Annotated in this window: 14 protein-coding genes; 13 read left to right on the top strand and 1 reads right to left on the bottom strand. The window is 41.5% G+C overall.

All coding sequences use genetic code 11. The features are described 5' to 3' along the window. From BUQ87_RS07520 to BUQ87_RS07500, 5 genes are all read left to right on the top strand, one after another. Positions 1-948 (top strand): ABC transporter permease, encoded by a 948-nt coding sequence (locus BUQ87_RS07520; protein WP_077216525.1) that lies wholly within the window; start codon positions 1-3, stop codon positions 946-948. 18 nt (positions 949-966) lie between these two features. After that, a complete protein-coding gene (locus BUQ87_RS07515; protein WP_038264127.1) occupies positions 967-1,998 on the top strand; it encodes an ABC transporter ATP-binding protein in 1,032 nt (343 codons plus the stop codon). Beyond that, positions 1,991-2,977, top strand: coding sequence for an ABC transporter ATP-binding protein (locus BUQ87_RS07510; protein WP_038264124.1), 987 nt, complete (start codon positions 1,991-1,993; stop codon positions 2,975-2,977). The genes BUQ87_RS07515 and BUQ87_RS07510 overlap by 8 nt, the downstream gene beginning before the upstream one ends. Positions 2,978-3,282: 305 nt before the next feature. Next, on the top strand, positions 3,283-4,896 hold the full coding sequence (locus BUQ87_RS07505; protein WP_038264122.1) for a peptide ABC transporter substrate-binding protein: 1,614 nt from the start codon (positions 3,283-3,285) through the stop codon (positions 4,894-4,896). 224 nt (positions 4,897-5,120) lie between these two features. Next, the gene (locus BUQ87_RS07500) at positions 5,121-6,518 is read left to right on the top strand and encodes an S-layer homology domain-containing protein (RefSeq protein ID WP_052636073.1); all 1,398 of its coding nucleotides are present in this window, start codon (positions 5,121-5,123) and stop codon (positions 6,516-6,518) included. A gap of 154 nt (positions 6,519-6,672) precedes the next feature. Here the strand turns inward: BUQ87_RS07500 and BUQ87_RS07495 are convergent, their stop codons facing one another. Beyond that, positions 6,673-8,682: a methyl-accepting chemotaxis protein gene (locus BUQ87_RS07495; protein ID WP_038264119.1), complete on the bottom strand. Its 2,010-nt coding sequence runs from the start codon at positions 8,680-8,682 to the stop codon at positions 6,673-6,675. A 504-nt stretch (positions 8,683-9,186) separates the two neighbouring features. On the opposite strand from BUQ87_RS07495, the gene sigI reads away from it, so the two are divergent. From sigI to BUQ87_RS07455, 8 genes are all read left to right on the top strand, one after another. After that, positions 9,187-9,939, top strand: a complete 753-nt coding sequence (sigI, locus tag BUQ87_RS07490) for an RNA polymerase sigma-I factor (protein ID WP_052636072.1) — start codon at positions 9,187-9,189, stop codon at positions 9,937-9,939. Further along, the gene (locus BUQ87_RS07485; RefSeq protein ID WP_038264116.1) at positions 9,908-10,927 is read left to right on the top strand and encodes an anti-sigma-I factor RsgI family protein; all 1,020 of its coding nucleotides are present in this window, start codon (positions 9,908-9,910) and stop codon (positions 10,925-10,927) included. Before sigI ends, BUQ87_RS07485 begins: the two co-directional genes overlap by 32 nt. A gap of 126 nt (positions 10,928-11,053) precedes the next feature. Continuing rightward, positions 11,054-11,419 carry an ArsR/SmtB family transcription factor gene (locus BUQ87_RS07480; protein WP_038264113.1) on the top strand — a complete coding sequence of 122 codons (366 nt, stop codon included), beginning with the start codon at positions 11,054-11,056 and terminating at the stop codon, positions 11,417-11,419. Between the two features lie 33 nt (positions 11,420-11,452). Then, positions 11,453-12,439, top strand: a complete 987-nt coding sequence (locus BUQ87_RS07475; RefSeq protein WP_038264110.1) for an AIR synthase family protein — start codon at positions 11,453-11,455, stop codon at positions 12,437-12,439. 174 nt (positions 12,440-12,613) lie between these two features. Continuing rightward, positions 12,614-14,566, top strand: coding sequence for an N-acetylmuramoyl-L-alanine amidase (locus tag BUQ87_RS07470; RefSeq protein ID WP_038264107.1), 1,953 nt, complete (start codon positions 12,614-12,616; stop codon positions 14,564-14,566). A 149-nt stretch (positions 14,567-14,715) separates the two neighbouring features. Further along, positions 14,716-15,339 carry a metallophosphoesterase gene (locus tag BUQ87_RS07465; protein ID WP_159434288.1) on the top strand — a complete coding sequence of 208 codons (624 nt, stop codon included), beginning with the start codon at positions 14,716-14,718 and terminating at the stop codon, positions 15,337-15,339. A 16-nt stretch (positions 15,340-15,355) separates the two neighbouring features. Continuing rightward, positions 15,356-16,375 (top strand): hypothetical protein, encoded by a 1,020-nt coding sequence (locus BUQ87_RS07460; RefSeq protein WP_038264103.1) that lies wholly within the window; start codon positions 15,356-15,358, stop codon positions 16,373-16,375. 186 nt (positions 16,376-16,561) lie between these two features. Continuing rightward, positions 16,562-17,476 carry a DMT family transporter gene (locus BUQ87_RS07455; RefSeq protein WP_052636070.1) on the top strand — a complete coding sequence of 305 codons (915 nt, stop codon included), beginning with the start codon at positions 16,562-16,564 and terminating at the stop codon, positions 17,474-17,476. Positions 17,477-17,513 lie beyond the last annotated feature (37 nt).

The raw sequence follows: 17,513 nt of genomic DNA, 5'->3' as shown, positions 1-17,513 counted from the left end.
ATGTCGACTGAAAACATAGATTTGAACAAGGGTTCTGTTGATTCTTCAATGTGGAATCTCGTGAGCCAGGAAGAAAAAGATTCTGAAAGAATAGTAAGGCCGTCAATGACATACTGGCAGGACGTTTGGAGAAGGCTTAAGGCAAACAAGGTGGCCATGGGCTCTATGTTTTTCCTGTTCATTCTGCTTGCGGCAGCTGTAATTGGACCAATTGCTTCAAAGTACTCATATTCAGACCAGAACCTTATGATGGCAAACCAACTTCCAAGCTCGGAGCACTGGTTTGGAACTGACTCACTTGGAAGGGACCTTTTTGTAAGGGTGCTTTACGGAGCGAGGATATCCCTTACAGTAGGATTTGTAGCGTCTGTAATAAACCTTTTCATAGGGGTTTTATACGGTGGAATAGCAGGATACATTGGCGGGAAGATAGACAATATAATGATGAGGGCGATAGACATACTTTACACCATACCTCTTATGCTCTATGTAATACTGCTGATGGTTGTATTCGGAGGAGGGGGCCTTGGAAGTATACTTATAGCCCTTGGACTTGTATACTGGATAGGAATGGCCCGTATAGTGAGGGGTCAGATACTCTCTCTCAAGGAGCAGGAGTATGTAATGGCGGCAAAGACTCTTGGCGCAAGTGACTTTAGAATACTTCTGAGACACCTCATCCCTAATGCTATGGGACCTATAATAATTACAATGACAATGTCAATACCAACGGCGATATTTACAGAGGCTTTCCTCTCTTTCATAGGTCTTGGAGTTTCGGCGCCAAAGGCTTCATGGGGGGTTTTGGCGAACGATGCCCTTTCAAGCCTTAGCGTATACCCGCATCAGCTTTTCTTCCCAGCGCTTGCAATATCTATAACTATGCTTGCGTTTAACTTCTTGGGAGATGGACTGAGGGACGCGCTTGACCCACGTATGCGTAAATAAGAAAGAGGAGGATTTGAAATGTCAGATAGATTATTGGATGTAAAGGACCTTAGGACTTCTTTCTTTACACACGTAGGGGAAGTCAAGGCCATAAGAGGGGTTGACCTTCACATAGACAAGGGCGAAGCCCTTGGAATAGTTGGGGAATCGGGAAGCGGAAAGTCGGTAACATCGATGTCTGTAATGAGGCTTCTCCAAAAGCCGGGCAAGATTATCGGAGGCGAGATACTTTTCGACGGCGAAGACCTTATGAACAAAACTGAAAAGGAAATGCAGGGTATAAGGGGGAATGACATAAGTATGATATTCCAGGACCCTATGACTTCACTAAACCCTGTATATAAAATAGGCGACCAGATAATGGAGGCCATAATAAAGCACCAGAACCTTTCAAAATCTGAAGCTAGGGAAAAGGCCATAGAGATGCTGAAACTCGTTGGAATACCTTCTCCTGAAAGCAGAATAGACAACTATCCTCACGAATTTTCGGGAGGAATGAGGCAAAGGGCCATGATAGCAATGGCGCTTTCATGCGAACCGCAGCTCCTAATAGCGGACGAGCCTACCACAGCTCTTGACGTTACAATACAGGCGCAGATACTTGAGCTTATGAACGATCTCAGGGACAGGCTTGGAACTTCAATAATATTGATAACACACGATCTTGGAGTTGTCGCAGACGTGTGCAGCAGGATAATAGTAATGTACGGAGGGCTCATAATGGAAGAGGGCTCTGTGGATGACATATTCTACAGACCTAAGCATCCATACACTCTGGGACTTATAAAATCAATACCTAAAATATCTGAAAAGGAAAACAAGGAAAGGCTTTATCCTATACCTGGATCGCCTCCAGACCTTCTGAATCCTCCAAAGGGATGTCCTTTTGCTGCAAGATGCGACTATGCAATGAAAATATGCATGCAGCAAATGCCTGAGTACACCCATGTTTCTGACAAGCACAGGGCGGCATGCTGGCTGCTTCATCCGGATGCGCCAAAAGTGGAAGGTGTAAACTCAGACATTAAGGGGGAAAAAAACAATGGCTAAAGACGGCAAAACGCTCATTGAGGTAAAGGGACTTAAGAAATACTTCCCTGTAAGAAAGGGATTTTTCGGTGGAAACATACAGCATGTAAAAGCTGTTGACGATGTGAGCTTTCACATAAAAAGAGGTGAGACACTGGGCCTTGTTGGAGAGTCGGGATGTGGAAAGTCGACTACGGGAAGGACCGTAATAAGACTTTACGATCCGACTGACGGACAGATAATATTTGACGGCAAGGACATATCGAAGCTCAGCCAAAAACAGCTTCTTCCATACAGGAAAAAAATACAGATGATATTCCAGGACCCATACGCATCGCTCAACTCACGTATGACAGTTGGAGACATAATAGGGGAGCCCCTAGACATACACAATATAGCAAGTGGGAAAGAGAGAATGGAAAGGATACAAAGCCTGCTTGAAACGGTAGGGCTTAACGCCGACCATGCCAACAGATATCCTCACGAGTTTTCAGGAGGACAAAGACAGCGTGTTGGAATAGCAAGAGCCCTTGCTGTTGAGCCTGAGTTCATAATAGCTGACGAGCCGATATCGGCACTTGACGTTTCGATACAGGCGCAGGTTGTAAATATGCTTGAAGACCTTCAATCTGAAATGGGACTTACCTATCTTTTCATAGCGCACGACCTTTCAATGGTTAAGCACATATCTGACAGGATAGGGGTTATGTACCTTGGAAAGCTGGTTGAGCTTGCAGACAGCGACGAGCTATACTACAGACCTCAGCACCCATACACACAGGCGCTTCTTTCAGCTGTTCCCATAGCCGATCCTAAAGCTGCGAGGGAAAGCAGCAGGATAATACTTGAAGGGGATGTGCCTTCACCACTGAATCCGCCTTCAGGATGCAGATTCAGGACAAGGTGCAGATATGCAATGGACATATGCGCTCAAGCAGAGCCGGAGTTTAAAGACGTAGGCGGCGGACACTGGGTTGCATGTCACCTTACGGACAAATAAATTTTCCATGACATATAGAGGAATTTTATAATATTTGTATAATAATATATATTATAAGCATGTAAGGTATAAATGTCCGGACGTAGATTTTACGATTTCAGGGGATTGGATCACTCGGATTCCCTGAAGTCTAAAATATAAAAAGGCCTCGGCCTGTAAAATTTTTTAGGTTTTTATCATCAAGTTTTTGTTAAGCTGTTATTTCAAAAAGCCTGACTATTCAAAAGTTTCAAAACCATATTCCTGCATGCGGGAATGCTTGGAGATTTGAGTGTAAGGCCAAATTTTAAAGGGGGTAATTTTTAATGAAGAAACTAGTTTCAATTCTTCTGTCGGCAATGCTTGTTATGACCGCGCTTGTTGGATGTGGAGACAAAGGGGACACGAAGGAGCTAAGAAATGTTGTAAGGTACAACCTTGAAGCTGACGTAAAGACTATAGACCCTGCGCTTAATGCCGCGGTTGACGGAGCTATAGTTACAGTAAACGCATTTGAAGGACTTATGAGACTTGACGATAATGACAAGGCTATAGCAGGTGTTGCTGAGAGCTTTGACGTTTCAGAAGACGGAACAGTTTACACATTCCACCTTAGAGACTCTAAGTGGTCTGACGGAGAAGCTCTTACTGCAAAAGACTTTGAATACGCTTGGAAGAGGGCTCTTTCAAAAGAGGCAGCGGCAGAGTATGCATACCAGCTTTACTATCTTAAAAACGGAGAAGCATACAACAAGGGAGAGGTCGCTGCAGATGAAGTCGGCGTAAAGGCAATAGACGATAAGACTCTTGAAGTAACTCTTGAATCAAGCGTTCCTTACTTCCTTGAACTTACAGCTTTCCCAACTTACTTTCCAGTAAGACAGGACATGGTTGAAGCTCATGGAGAGCAGTGGGCGCTTAAGCCAGAAAGCTATATAACAAACGGACCTTTCAAGCTTGAAAAATGGGAAAAAGGAAACATAATGGCATTTGTTAAAAATGAAAACTACTACGATGCAGACAGAATTAAGCTTGACGGAATAGAATTCTCATTCATGGAAGAAATATCTACGGCTATGGCTTCATTCGAATCTGGAGATGTTGACGCCCTTCACAGGGTTGCAAGAGAGCAAATACCGACATTCCAGGCTGAAAACAACCCAGAGTTCAAGATATTCCCTCAGATAGGAACTTACTTCTATGCATTCAATGTAAACGTGGAGCCTACTAACGACTTAAAAGTAAGACAGGCGTTCACACTTGCAATAGACAGAGAAGCCATAACAAAGGTTGTAACTAAGGGCGGAGAGACTCCTGCTACAGGATTCGTTCCAACTGGTATGACTCAGCCGGACGGAAAGGACTTCAGGGAAGCTGGAGGAGACTACGGAATAACGACAACTGCACAGGTTGAAAAGGCTCAGGCTCTTCTTGCTGAGGCTGGATATCCAAACGGAGAGGGATTCCCAAAAATCAAGTTCGTATACAACACTAACGAAAACCACAAGAAGGTGGCGGAAGCTATAAGCGAAATGTGGAAGCAAAACCTTGGCGTGGAAGTAGAGCTTGTAAATCAGGAGTGGCAGGTATTCCAGAACACAAGAAACGAAGGAGATTTTGTAATAGCAAGGGATGGATGGGTAGGAGACTATGTTGACCCAATGACATTCATAGACATGTTCATATCTACAAGCGGAAACAACCACCCTCACTGGAACAGCGAAGAATTCGACAACATTGTAAGGGAAGCGAAGCTTACTTCAGATGAGACAAAGAGATTTGAAATGATGCACAAGGCTGAGGACATGATTATGGCAGACATGATAGTAATGCCTGTATACTACTACACAAATCCAAAGATGTTCAAAGAGTATGTCAAGGGTGCAAGAGTATCTCCTCTTGGATTTGTTTACTTTGACAACGCTTATATAGAGCAATAAGAATACAATTTAAAATTATAGACTTTAATAAAAATCCCGCAAAACCACAAGCTTTGCGGGATTTTTTTATTTTTTAATTTAAATTTTTATTTTAAATTTGAATAAATTTCAGGGGAATGGGGACATAAATAATAGGGAGAATCGTATTATTTAGTGTAAGACAGGAATCAAGCGGTTCAAAAATCAAAAACACAAAAGAGAAAGCCAATAGGGAGGTATTTAGAATGAAAAAGAGAAAAATGCTGGCGGTGGCAGTGGCGGGTTTTATGATGGCAGGAAGTTTTAATGCAGGGGCTTATGCTGCAAAGCCGTTTAAAAACAACAGGAACAATTTCAAGGGAAACGGAAAGCTTGTAGTGCAGATTCAAAACAACATTGAAATTGACGACTTTGACGACATCGACGAATATCCATGGGCGAAAGGCGCAATAAACAAAATGGCGAAAAAAGGAATAGTAAAGGGATATGGAAACAGAGTATTTCAGCCTAACAAGCCTGTGACAAATGTCGAGGCCATAGTCATGGCTCTTAGGGTGCTTGGGGAAGAAGACGAGGCAAAAGAGCAAATGGAGCTTATAAGCAAGGGCCTTAAAAATGGGAAGATAAAGGGCAATGTGCAAAGCTGGGCCTATGGATACGTGTCAATTGCAGAGGATGAGGGAATAATAGAAGAGGGCGACTTTATAAACCTAAAGGCACCTGCAAAGAGACAGGATGTTGCAAAATATATTGTAAGGGCCCTTGGATACGAAGACGAGGCGCAAAAGCACATGGACGAAGACCTCGACTATTTGGATGCTGAAAACATAGGCGACGGGTATGTAGGATATGTATACATGGCCGGAGAGCTTGGCATAATGAAGGGCTCTGCAAATGGACTGTTCCAGCCTAACAAGCCTATAACAAGGGCGGAAATGGCCGTATTGATATACAGAGTGGACGAAGACATTGAAATAGACGAAGATATTGTTAAGGGAGAAGTAACGGATATAGATACAGAAGACGAAGACGACATGAGAATAAAAATCGACGGAAAGTGGTATGACGTAGACGAAGACGAAGTAGACAAAGACGAAATAGAAGACGCAGAAGGTAAAGAAGTAAAGGTGGAATTGAATGAAGATGAAGAGGTAATAGACATAGATGTTGTAGAAGATGATGAGAAGGACGAGTACAGAGGAGAAGTAGTACGTATAGATGTAGATGACAGTGAAAATATGGAAATAAGGATAAGAGAGAACGATGGAAGCAGGCATACGTTTGACATTGATGAGGATGTCGAAGTGGAAAAAGAAGACAAGGAAATTGATGTAGACGATATCGAAGAGGGAGATATTGTGGAGATCGAGCTGGACAATGACGGAAAAGTAATAAAAATAGAGGTTGAGGAAGACCAAGATAGGGAATATGAAGGAACAGTAGTCAGCATAAAAACTGACGACAAGCAGATTACAATAGAAGAAGAGGATGGAGACAGATACACACTAGACATAGACCGTGATGTTGAAGTAGAAATAGACGGAGAGGACGCAGAGCTTGAAGATGTTGAAGAAGGAGACTATGTAGAGCTAAAGGTAGACGAGGACGAGGATGTAATAGAGATAGATGTTGAAGAGAAATAAATGCAGTTGAATTTGAATACGTGTCAATAAGAAGCAGAGCCTGATTCTCATGGCTCAAATCAGGACAATTAACTCTGAAATACAAAAAAGCCACTGGTTAATGATATATAAAAACCAGTGGCTTTTTGGGTTATACAAATGTTACGGTTGCAGTTTATATTATTTTAAATTTAGAGACAGCTTTTTCAAGACCGAGAGACAGGTTTTCTAGATTTTGAGAGTGAGATGAAAGTTCTTCCATGGACGCAAGCTGCTCCTCGGTAGCTGCGGAAACCTGTTGTGAGGCCGCAGAAGTTTGCTGGGTTGCGGAAGCTATATTTTCTACGATAATAACCATTTCATCTTTTGAACTAAGCATTTCATTGCTGTCATTTTGTATGTCGGCAATATTTTCGCCCAATATATCTATTGAACTGGATATCTCCTTAAATATAGAGTTGGTTTCTTCTACCGCTCTACTTTGTTCTTGCACGACTTCATTTGATTTTTCCATGGCATTTACAGCTGAGACTGTCTTGCTTTGAACCTCGTCTATTATTTTTTTTATAGTTCCAGCTGATTTTGCAGATTCTTCAGCAAGCTTTCTCACTTCATCCGCTACTACGGCAAACCCTTTTCCATGCTCTCCGGCTCTTGCAGCTTCAATGTTTGCATTTAGTGCAAGCAGGTTTGTTTGATCCGATATAGCCATTATCGTCTCGAGTATAGTTCCTATACCATTTACGCTTTCAGCAACTTCGGTTACTATGGAACTTACTTTTTGAGACATTTCCCTATTCTCAATGCTTTTTTCATCCAGCTTTTTAACTATGCCAAAGCCTTTTTCTGCAAGTGCGTTAGTTTCGTCAGAAACCGACTTCATGCATTTTGAGTCGCTCGAAACTTTTTCGATTATTAGTGCGATATCATCCATTTTAGATGTCCCGTTTTTTGTATCGGCGGCCTGCGACTCTGCTCCCTTAGAAACGTCTTCGATTGCCCTTGCAACTTCACTGGCTGCTTCCGTGGACTGCACTGATATCTCTGAGAGAGTAACTGCCGATGCATTTACAGTATGTGCGGATATTTGGATCTCTTTTAGTAAGCTATTCAAATTTGTTTGGAGCACTCCAATCGCTTTTGCAAGCTTTCCGAATTCATCTTTTCTTTCAAGATATGCTTCTGGTATTGGATTTGTGAAGTCCCCCGTAGATATGGTTTCAAGGTGACTCACACCTGCATCAAGCGGCTTGGATATCATTTTAGCTATAAAAAGAGCCAGTATTACAGCTATTGCAGACCCGATTAAAATACTTATGATTACAGACTTCTTTATGACATTCGTATCTTCCAGCAGCTCTTCTTTTTCCATGGTCGCAAGCAGCTTCCATCCAGTTTTTTCATTTGTTACGAATGTAAGAAATTTCTCGTGGCCATCATATACATACCTGGAAAATCCACTTTCATTTGACTTTACATCTTCCCAAAAGCCTAGATTTGTAGCCATGTCCGTACCGATCAGAGAAGAATCCCTATGCGCCAATGTGATTCCGTTGGAATCAAGTACATTTATAGTTCCCTGCCTGCCCACGGTAGTTTGTGATAGTTGACCTGATAGTGATGTCAGGTCTATGTCCACGGCCACAACACCTACTATATTTCCGCTACTGCCGACCACAGCCTTTGCTGCTGTAACTATCAACTTGCCACTAAATGCATCATGGTAGGCATCTGTCCATACCACGCCGCTTGAATTAGAAACGGCATCTTTATACCAAGGCCTTTGAGTAGGGTCGTATCCTTCTGGGATTTCTTCTTCCGGGGACAGGTACATTCTTCCATCTGCCAAGCCCACATATGTAGATATAAAATTTGAATTGCTATTTTGAATGCTTTTTATAATTTCAGCTGCTGAATGCTCATCGAAATTTTTCAGACTTGAGTTTTCAGCAGTTGAGGCAAGTTGAACTTCAGCTGTGTAAAAAAACTGGTCTATATATTTTTCGGTCTCAGATATGGTTTGCAAAGATGTCATGGACAGTTTATCTTCCAATATATTAAACGATGCCTTATGTGAAAAATAGCCGAACGAACACAGCTGGAGGACTATTGAAGCCAGTATTGCTGCCATGATTTTGTTTTTTATGCTTTGCATACCCGTTTTAGTTTTAAATTTTTTTGTCATAATTCCTCCCGGTTTTTAGATATAGGTGTCTTGATATTGAAAACTTTTAAATGATACAGGCTATGCTTAATTCACTACGATTTATTATATATCCAGCATTGCACCTCCTTTTTGACATATAGTTTTGAATCTATTGATTTTATGATTTGTATTCAAGCCTGCGCACAGTTAAATATAGGTTTAATAACAAAGCGTTATTTATTTTAATGAATAAGCGTAGTACGAAAACAAGTGTAGTCTTTAAAAATACAGTCAATACACATGTACAGGCATGTCTATCACAAAATATCACATTCGACAAATTCGGTCAATGGGTCGCGTGAATGTATTTTGTGATAAAATTAAAATATATTTTCCGGACATTCAATGGGCTGTAAAGAGCAGATATATACAATGTACATTTCAATAGGAAATTTTGAATGCACAAATCATATAAAATATGTTATTGTGGGGTAATAAAAATATTAAACTCTACGTATTATTTAGCATAAAGGTGGTGAAACCTTGAAGAAGTTTTTAAATATTTTCAATAAGGACAAAAGGACTCTGGAGGAGAGGGTTCTTGAAATAAAGTCCGGGGATGCTAGAGGCAGGGAAGACCTCATAGAAGAGTATATACCGTTTGTAATAAAGTCAATATCACAAATTACAAACAGGTATATTGAAACTGAAAATGATGAGGAATACAGCATAGGGCTTGAAGCGTTCAATGAGGCTATAGACAGGTATGAACAAAAGCGCGGGGCGTTCATAAGCTTTGCGAGGCTGATAATAAAAAGCAGGCTTATAGACAACGGCCGAAAGAGGAAACTGGATACGGTAGCTATTGAAAGCGAAGATGGAGACGACAATATAATTGACAATGTAGCAAGGGTTGAGGACTTTACAAATGATATAGAGGCAAGAGAAGAGATAGACGGATTTGAAAAAAAGCTTTTGGAGTTTGGAGTGAGTCTTCAGGATCTTGTAGAGCAGTCGCCAAAGCATTTGGACGCAAGGCTCAGGGCTATAGAAGCAGCGAGGTTTATAGTGGAAAATGAAGCGCTGAAAAATGATTTCTACAGGAAAAAAGCCATCCCGGCAAACAGGATTTCAGCCCATATGAAAATAAGCACACGGACACTAAAGCGAAACCGCAAATTCATAATTGCAGCGGCGATAGCACTGGACAGCGATGAAGGTATAATAAGAAACTATGTGGTTTTGGTAGAAGGAGGTGTCAATATTGGTATACAAGGGGAAAGTGCTCAAGGTTGAAAAAGACCATGTCATGGTAGTTACTGAAGACATGATGTATCTCAAGCTGCATCCTAGGAAATGCAAGCAGGGCAAATCCATAATGTTTGTGGAAGACGACATATTGAATGAAAAAAATATGACTATTCATAAAAGCAGGCTTATGGCCGCGGCTATTGCCATTTTGATTTTGTCGGTTTCTATAATATCGGGAGTGGCTGTGTGGGACAATTACTCGTATGCTGCAATAGTTGGCCTTGATATAAATCCGGGCATAGAATTCATGGTTGACGAAAATGACATCGTAAAAAGGGTAAGGCCCACAAGCGAATATGGGAACGAGATAATACGCAGTGAAATGAAGGGCATGAAAATAGAAGAGGCAATCCCAGTGGCGCTCGATATCGCGGCAAAAAAGGACTATATAACAATGGATACTGAAAAAATAGTGGTTTCAAGGGTGGAAAAAGATGGAACGGCAGGAAATGTAGACGAAATAATAAAAAGCATTGAAGAGTGGACTAGTGAGAACGAAATACTAAAGGGCAAGGATGCAATATATATACAGCAGGGTGTTGAAAAGCACAATAAATCCAATGGAAAAGACTCTAAAACTGCGGGTTCTGAAAATGAAAGCGCAGATGATTCTTTAAAACAAGAAAACAAAACTGAGCAAAAACAAGAATCCAAAGGGGAAATGCAAAGCACAGGTGAAGCCAAAGAGCAAAAAAAAGAGTCTGCTCCAGCTAAAAATAAAGAAATCAATAAAAATAATAAGCCTGGCGGCAATGAGCCCAAAAATGAAAATATAGATAAAAATGCGGCTAAGAAAAATACGGAAAAAACAAAAGAGGAAAAGCTGGAAAATTCAGAATCCCAAGCACTTCAAAATAGAGCGGATAAAAGCTTTAATGGAAGCGAAGAGGATTCAAAAATGAATATAAAAGAAGCAACAGAAAAGGAAAAAGAGAAAAAAGAAAGTAGCAACAGTAAAACGAAGAACAAATAAGTTAAAGGCAGGGAATCATACCCTGTCTTTTTCTTATTTATTGGCACTATTAAAACAGGGTATATATGTTAAAATAAATCATATGAATAAGTATTGTCATATGAGACAGAAACGGAGGAACAGGTATTGAAAAAAAACGATAAGAATATAGAGATTTGCAGCGTGAGCTGCATTCACGAGGATATAGTAAGGCATGTGGACGAAAGCATGCCCGCGGATGAAACCTTTTATGACCTTGCAGAATTTTTCAAAGTTTTTGGAGACACAACCAGGATAAAAATACTCTATGCACTCTCAAGCGCGGAGATGTGCGTATGCGATATGGCCGCCCTTTTAGGGATGAGCCACTCTGCAATATCGCATCAGCTCAGGATATTAAAGCAGACAAGGCTTGTGAAGTACAGAAAAGAGGGCAAGGTGGTTTATTATTCATTGGATGACGACCATATAAAGAGCATATTCGACTGCGGGATAGCTCATGTAAATGAATAGATTTTAATACTGACATTGTAGGGGGTAGTGACCGTGGAAATAGGAAAGCTAACATCGCAGCAGCTCAAAGAGATAATATTCGATAAACTCAAAAACAACAGAAAAGAAGTGATTGCAAGGCCTGGAATAGGGGAAGACTGCGCTGTTATAGACTACGGGGAGAATGTGTGCGTAATGAGCAGCGACCCAATAACAGGAACGGCAAAGAATATAGGAAAGCTTGCCGTGCACATAACCTGTAACGACATAGCCTCTGAAGGGGTTGCGCCGCTTGGTATAATGCTTACAATAATGCTTCCGCCCCATTCAACTGAAGAGGATATAAAAAGTATAATGGAAGATGCGATAGAAGAGGCTCAAAAGCTCGATGTCGACATACTCGGAGGACATACAGAGGTTACAGACGCCGTAAACAGGATAGTCATATCGTCTACGGGAATAGGCTTAAAGCCCAAAGCGGATGTATACAAGGCTGAAAAGATTATGGAGGGTGACCTTTTGATTCTTACAAAGGGAGCGGGAATAGAAGGCACAGGAATAATATGCTTTGAAAGGGAAGATGAGCTTAAAAAGGCATTCGGAGAGGAAACCGTTGAAGAGGGAAAGGCTCTCATGGATTATATAAGCGTAATAACTGAAGGTGTCATAGGGGGGCAAAGCGGCGCAAAGGTGATGCACGATGTCACGGAGGGCGGAGTGCTTGGAGGCGTGTGGGAGCTTTGCGAGCTTGCAGGTCTTGGCTGCAGCATCTGGATGGATAAGATACACATTCACAGATCAACAAGCCTTGTATGCAAACACTACAACATAGACCCTCTGAGGCTAATATCAAGCGGCTCAATGCTAATGGTGGCAGGCAAAGACAAGGCGCAGGAAATAATAGGAAGGCTTGAAGAGAAGGGGATAGGCTGCAGCATAATAGGAAGGCTTGAAAAATGCTGCGACAAAAAACTTGTTGACGGCGGTAAGGTGATTGACATAGACCCGCCTGCAAGCGATGAGCTCTACAAGGTGGTATAGAGTCGTAATATAAAAGCTTTAAATTTATGATACAAAAGCTTTTCATTTAAGTCACAAAAATTTTGCATTAAATTAAGATTACAAAACAGCTACATGCATTGACTTCATGTTTTTGTTGATGATATGCTATATTTATATAAATCAGAGGCGTATGAGCCTGATAGGGGGGATATAATGACCAGATGTAAATTGAGTTTTATATTTGTTTTACTGACTGCAATAATGATATCATTTGGAATATCATATGCAGCAGAAGATGTCGAAATGAAGACATTCATAATAGACGAGAAGGAAAAGAGGGTTCCAATTGTCAATGTAGAGCTTGAAGGTAAAAAGGTAAAATCCGATGTCCCGCCTATAATATTAAATGACAGGACGCTTCTTCCCGTAAGGGCCGTAGCAGAGAGCATGGGATGCAATGTAAGGTGGAATCCCGATACATATGAAGTCACACTGGAAAAGGAATACAAGGTTATAAAGCTCAAAATAGACAGCGCAAAGGTTGAGGTGAACGGCGAGATAAAGACTCTTCCGGACAATGTGCCTGCAAAGATAGTTACATATGAGGATGCAGGAAGAACTATGGTTCCGGCAAGGTTCATACTTGAAGAGCTAGGAGCACAGGTTGATTGGGATGCAGGCAGAAGGACCGTGATGCTCAAAAAGCCTAAGAGTTATTTTGTTAAAGAGCAAGAGGCGTGTGTAACACTTGAAGACATAATCTGGACAAACAACAGCATAAAGATAAAAACTTCCGCAGAGCCTAAGTTTAATGACAAGATGATCTCTGGACCTGACAGGCTTGTTGTAGACCTTGAAAATACGAGATTCGATCTTTTGTATGAGACGCTTGAAGTGGGCAGCGACAGCGTATCGAAGATAAGGGCTTCACAGTTTGAGACGGAGCCCATGGTTTCAAGGGTCGTATTCGACCTTGAAGACTATGTGGACTACGACATATCTACTGAAGAGGATGGGATTCTCGTAAGCTTTGCAAGTGAAGACAAACAGGATGAAATCTCTCAAGCTCAGGAGGAGATGGACATTTTGGAGGCATACAAAAAATCGTACGGAGACTTCAGCTCATCCGATGATGGAGACGGTGAGAATGAAAATGCCCAGACAGACAGCAAGGAAGAGGCACATGACAATCCTTTAGGTGTCGAAATTGAAGGAACTCAGAGTGACCAGACGTTCCTGCTTTCGGCTACAAATGACATAAAGACAAATGTAATATTCCTTGATTCGCCCGAGAGGATAGCAATTGATATCGTAGGAGCGAAAATAGCAGACAAGCAGTACGAGGACAAGCAATTGAGCGGCAGCTATGTAAAGGGCATAAGGTCTTACTACTACAAAGATGAGGACAGGACAAGAATAGTGTTTACAATGGCTGAAGGCATATACAACAGCGAACTTCTGGTTCTTAAGGACTCGTCAGAGGTAAAACTATTGAAGGTGAAGCCCCCTGTAAAAGAAGGAGCTGGAAATGGCGTGAAGACCATAGTGCTGGATGCAGGGCATGGAGGGCATGACCCTGGAGCTACAGGAATGGACACCAAGGTTACTGAAAAGAGCATCGCTCTTGACATGGTGAAAAGGCTAAGGCCAATGCTTCAGGCGGAAGGCTACAATGTTGTGCTCACAAGGGACAGCGACGAATTCATAGATCTTTACAGAAGGCCTGCAATCGCAAATGAAATAGGGGCGGACCTGTTTATAAGCGTACATGTAAACGCAACAGACAGCAGGCAGGCTTCCGGAATTGAGGTGCTGTATTACCCGGAGACAAAAAGAGTCAGCAGGGAGATAGACGTCCAGGGCATGAGCGCCGAACAAGTGCAAAAGGCCATAAGCGCCCAGCAGTCCCAAACGACTAGAAACAACAAGCAGCTTGCCCAGATAATGCAAAAGAGCCTTGTTGATGCGACGGGGGCGGTAAGCCGGGGCATTGTGGAAAGACCTCGCCTTGTGGTAATAAGGGAGACGGCGATGCCGGCAATACTTGCCGAGATAGGATTTGCATCAAACCCGAATGAGGAAAGGCTTCTTCAGACTGATGAATACAAGGACAAGCTTGCAAGGGCTATGGTAAATGGAGTAAAAGGATATTTTGAAAAACAATAAAACATGGAGATATAACGAGAACCCCAAAACAGAATTTTGGGGTTCTTGAAATTTTTGAAAGCAAAACAACAAATTAACATTTCAGTAATAGTGGTGTATAATCTATTCTGAGGGATAAATTAATGGCGGCATTAAGCGGGGTAGATAGCATGAAAAATTTCAAGGCAAGTTTTTGCAGGTACATAGGAACTGTTTATATACCCAAACACCTCAGGGAACTGGATGAAGACATAATACTGCATGTATCTGACACCACGACGAACTTCTTTCCGGACATGAAAAAGCTTTTAAAGGTTTTAAAGCCAAAGTATATAGTTCATACCGGAGATCTGGTGGACAATATAAAGCTCCAGTTTGTAAAGGCATCTGCGGCAAGATATGAAATGAGGGTTAGAACTCTCATTGAAATGATGGAAGGTTCAAGCGCTAAGGAAATATATATATCGGTGGGAAACCACGACAGTTATCCTATAATTAAAAAGATTGCAAAAAGAAGCACCATAATAAAAGACATAAACTGCATAGACATAGAGGGGATGGACATTGTAATAAGCCATTTCCCCAAAAAGATAATTGACTACGAGGGAGACTGCAGGTATTTTCTCTTTGGGCACAGTCTCGATCTTCATACTCAAAAGATAGACGAGAAGATTTATCTAAACGGCATATCGAGCATAAACATAATAACTTTAAAAAGCAAAAAAATATATAAGCTGCCTTATCCGTATGTTGTCGACGACTGGAGACAGAGAAGGGGAAAGCTGGGGCTGTAGCAGGGGGAGAATAGATATGATTTCGATAGTGAGGAAGGGACCCAAGCTGCTCTTGTTTGAAACGGACAAGAAGCAGGAGCTTAAAGAATATCTTTGTGAAAGGTTTTCTGCAAGGGAGAGCAGATTCAACGATGCGTTTGAAAAGACGGAAGAGGGCTATACAATAGCGTTTTTTACAGACAAGCACAATGAAAACATAAAAAACATAGGGAGCATATCTGACTCGATACTCGTAGTGAGATCCGATACAGATTCCATACTTGCCGGCATTATAAACGACGGCAAGTGCGAACTTGTAAAGTCCCTGAAATCCGGCCCAAAGATAATAATAATGAGGGTGTTTGGGAATGTAGAAAAGGTAGTGGACCTTATACAGGGAGAATATAGCGCATCCAGATCGAAAATATGCAAATTGCTTGTAGACTTTGAAAAATCGGAACCGGTAGTAGTATTTACAAAACAGCCCCTGAATGAAAAGGTGACATTTGAGGACCTTTTCAAATACGGACTCAGCATAGACGAGAACTATTTTACACTTTATAAAAGGTTTAGGATAGATGCCCTTAAATATATAAACGAAGGCCTTGAAAAAAGAGACTGGTATGAAATGGAAATAAGGATATACGACAGGTATAGCGCATATGAATTCCACTATCAAAAGCTTTTGAATGTGCTTGAGAACCTCGAACTTGGTCTTATACTGGGAGAAGCCTGGGCGAAGGACTATCCGAGGCTGTTCATGGCTGTAGGAGTATACAGGCTCAGGTTCTTTTCGTTCTATGAGCCGAAATACATCAAAAAGATACTGATGGGCCTTGAGTATTCAAGTGAAGGCAAGAGGATAGTCGACTATGACCTTTACTACAAGAGAAGGCACATACACTGGTCAGACGTCATAGAGGATAACATAAGGGTCAGGGACAGGCTGGGCGCAAGGTTCAGGGAATATGTGTTTTCGAGTCTCAAGCCATTTGCAAAGAATAAAGTGGAAGAGCTTGACGCAAAGATACTGCAAACCAGGATTGATGACATTTAAAGCGAACTGTATATCACAGGCATGTGAGGTATGAACTTTTCGAACGTTCATACCTGCACATGCCTATTGTTAAATTTACATACTATACTGAAGCTATACAATTGCCGCAATATCTATTTTGTTTTGGAAGGTGTATAATGTAGTGTGAGGGGTTTTGACAATATTAACATTGGATGGGGGATGGGTATGGAGTCAGTAAAAAAGAGGGCGCAGGCCCCACAGGGCGACGTTGGAGCCATAAAATATCTAATGGTGATGGCTGCTGTATTTTGGGCGGGGGCTTTCATAGCAGGCAAGTTTTCAGTTGCGGAGTTTCCTCCGTTTTCGCTTACATTTTTCAGATTTGCAATTGCAAGTGCAATAATATTTACAATGCTTGTGAAAAAAGAGGCTGACTGGAGTATAAAAAGAGAGGATTGGGGAGTGTTCCTGGCACTTGGAGTGGTGGGAATGATAGGATACCACATATTCTTTTTTATAGCACTAAAGTACACTTCGCCTGTAAATGCAGCTCTTATAGCGGCTACTAATCCAATAATAACCACTATACTTTCGGTGACATTCCTCAAAGAGAAGATAAAGCCCGTAAACATAATGGCCATAGGGATTTCATTTTTCGGAGTCGTGCTCATAGTGACAAACGGAAGTTTTTCTGTTCTCATGGACATGAAATTCAACATGGGGGACCTGCTGATGATAATTGCGGTGGCATGTTGGGCTTCATATGCCATAATATCAAAAAAAGTCCTTGTAAAATATAGTCCGCTAAAAGTCACAAGCTATGCGTTTTTGGTGTGCGCTGTGCTTTTGGTGCCGTTTGTAATACTTGAAAATCCAGCTTCGTACATGCCGCTTACGACTTCAAGAGGATGGATTTCGGTTGTGTACATGGCCATATTTCCTTCGGTTGTAGGATACTTGATACAGCAGATGGCCATAAAGAAGATAGGGGCTAGCAGGTCAGCTCTTTATGTGAACCTTGTGCCTGTGTTTTCAATGGTTCTGGCGTTCTTGATACTTCACGAGGCAATAAGCCCCGTAAAGGTCATTGCGGCATGCTTTATAATAACAGGGGTGTACGTAAACATGAAATTCAGATAGACTGAAATAGAACATTAAAAAAGCAGAGTGAAAGAGT

Origin of the sequence: Peptoclostridium litorale DSM 5388 (genome assembly GCF_900141635.1) — a bacterium.
Classification (GTDB): domain Bacteria; phylum Bacillota; class Clostridia; order Peptostreptococcales; family Peptostreptococcaceae; genus Peptoclostridium; species Peptoclostridium litorale.
The sequence above is the reverse complement of the archived record's forward strand: the minus strand, read 5'-3'. Positions and strand labels throughout refer to the sequence as shown.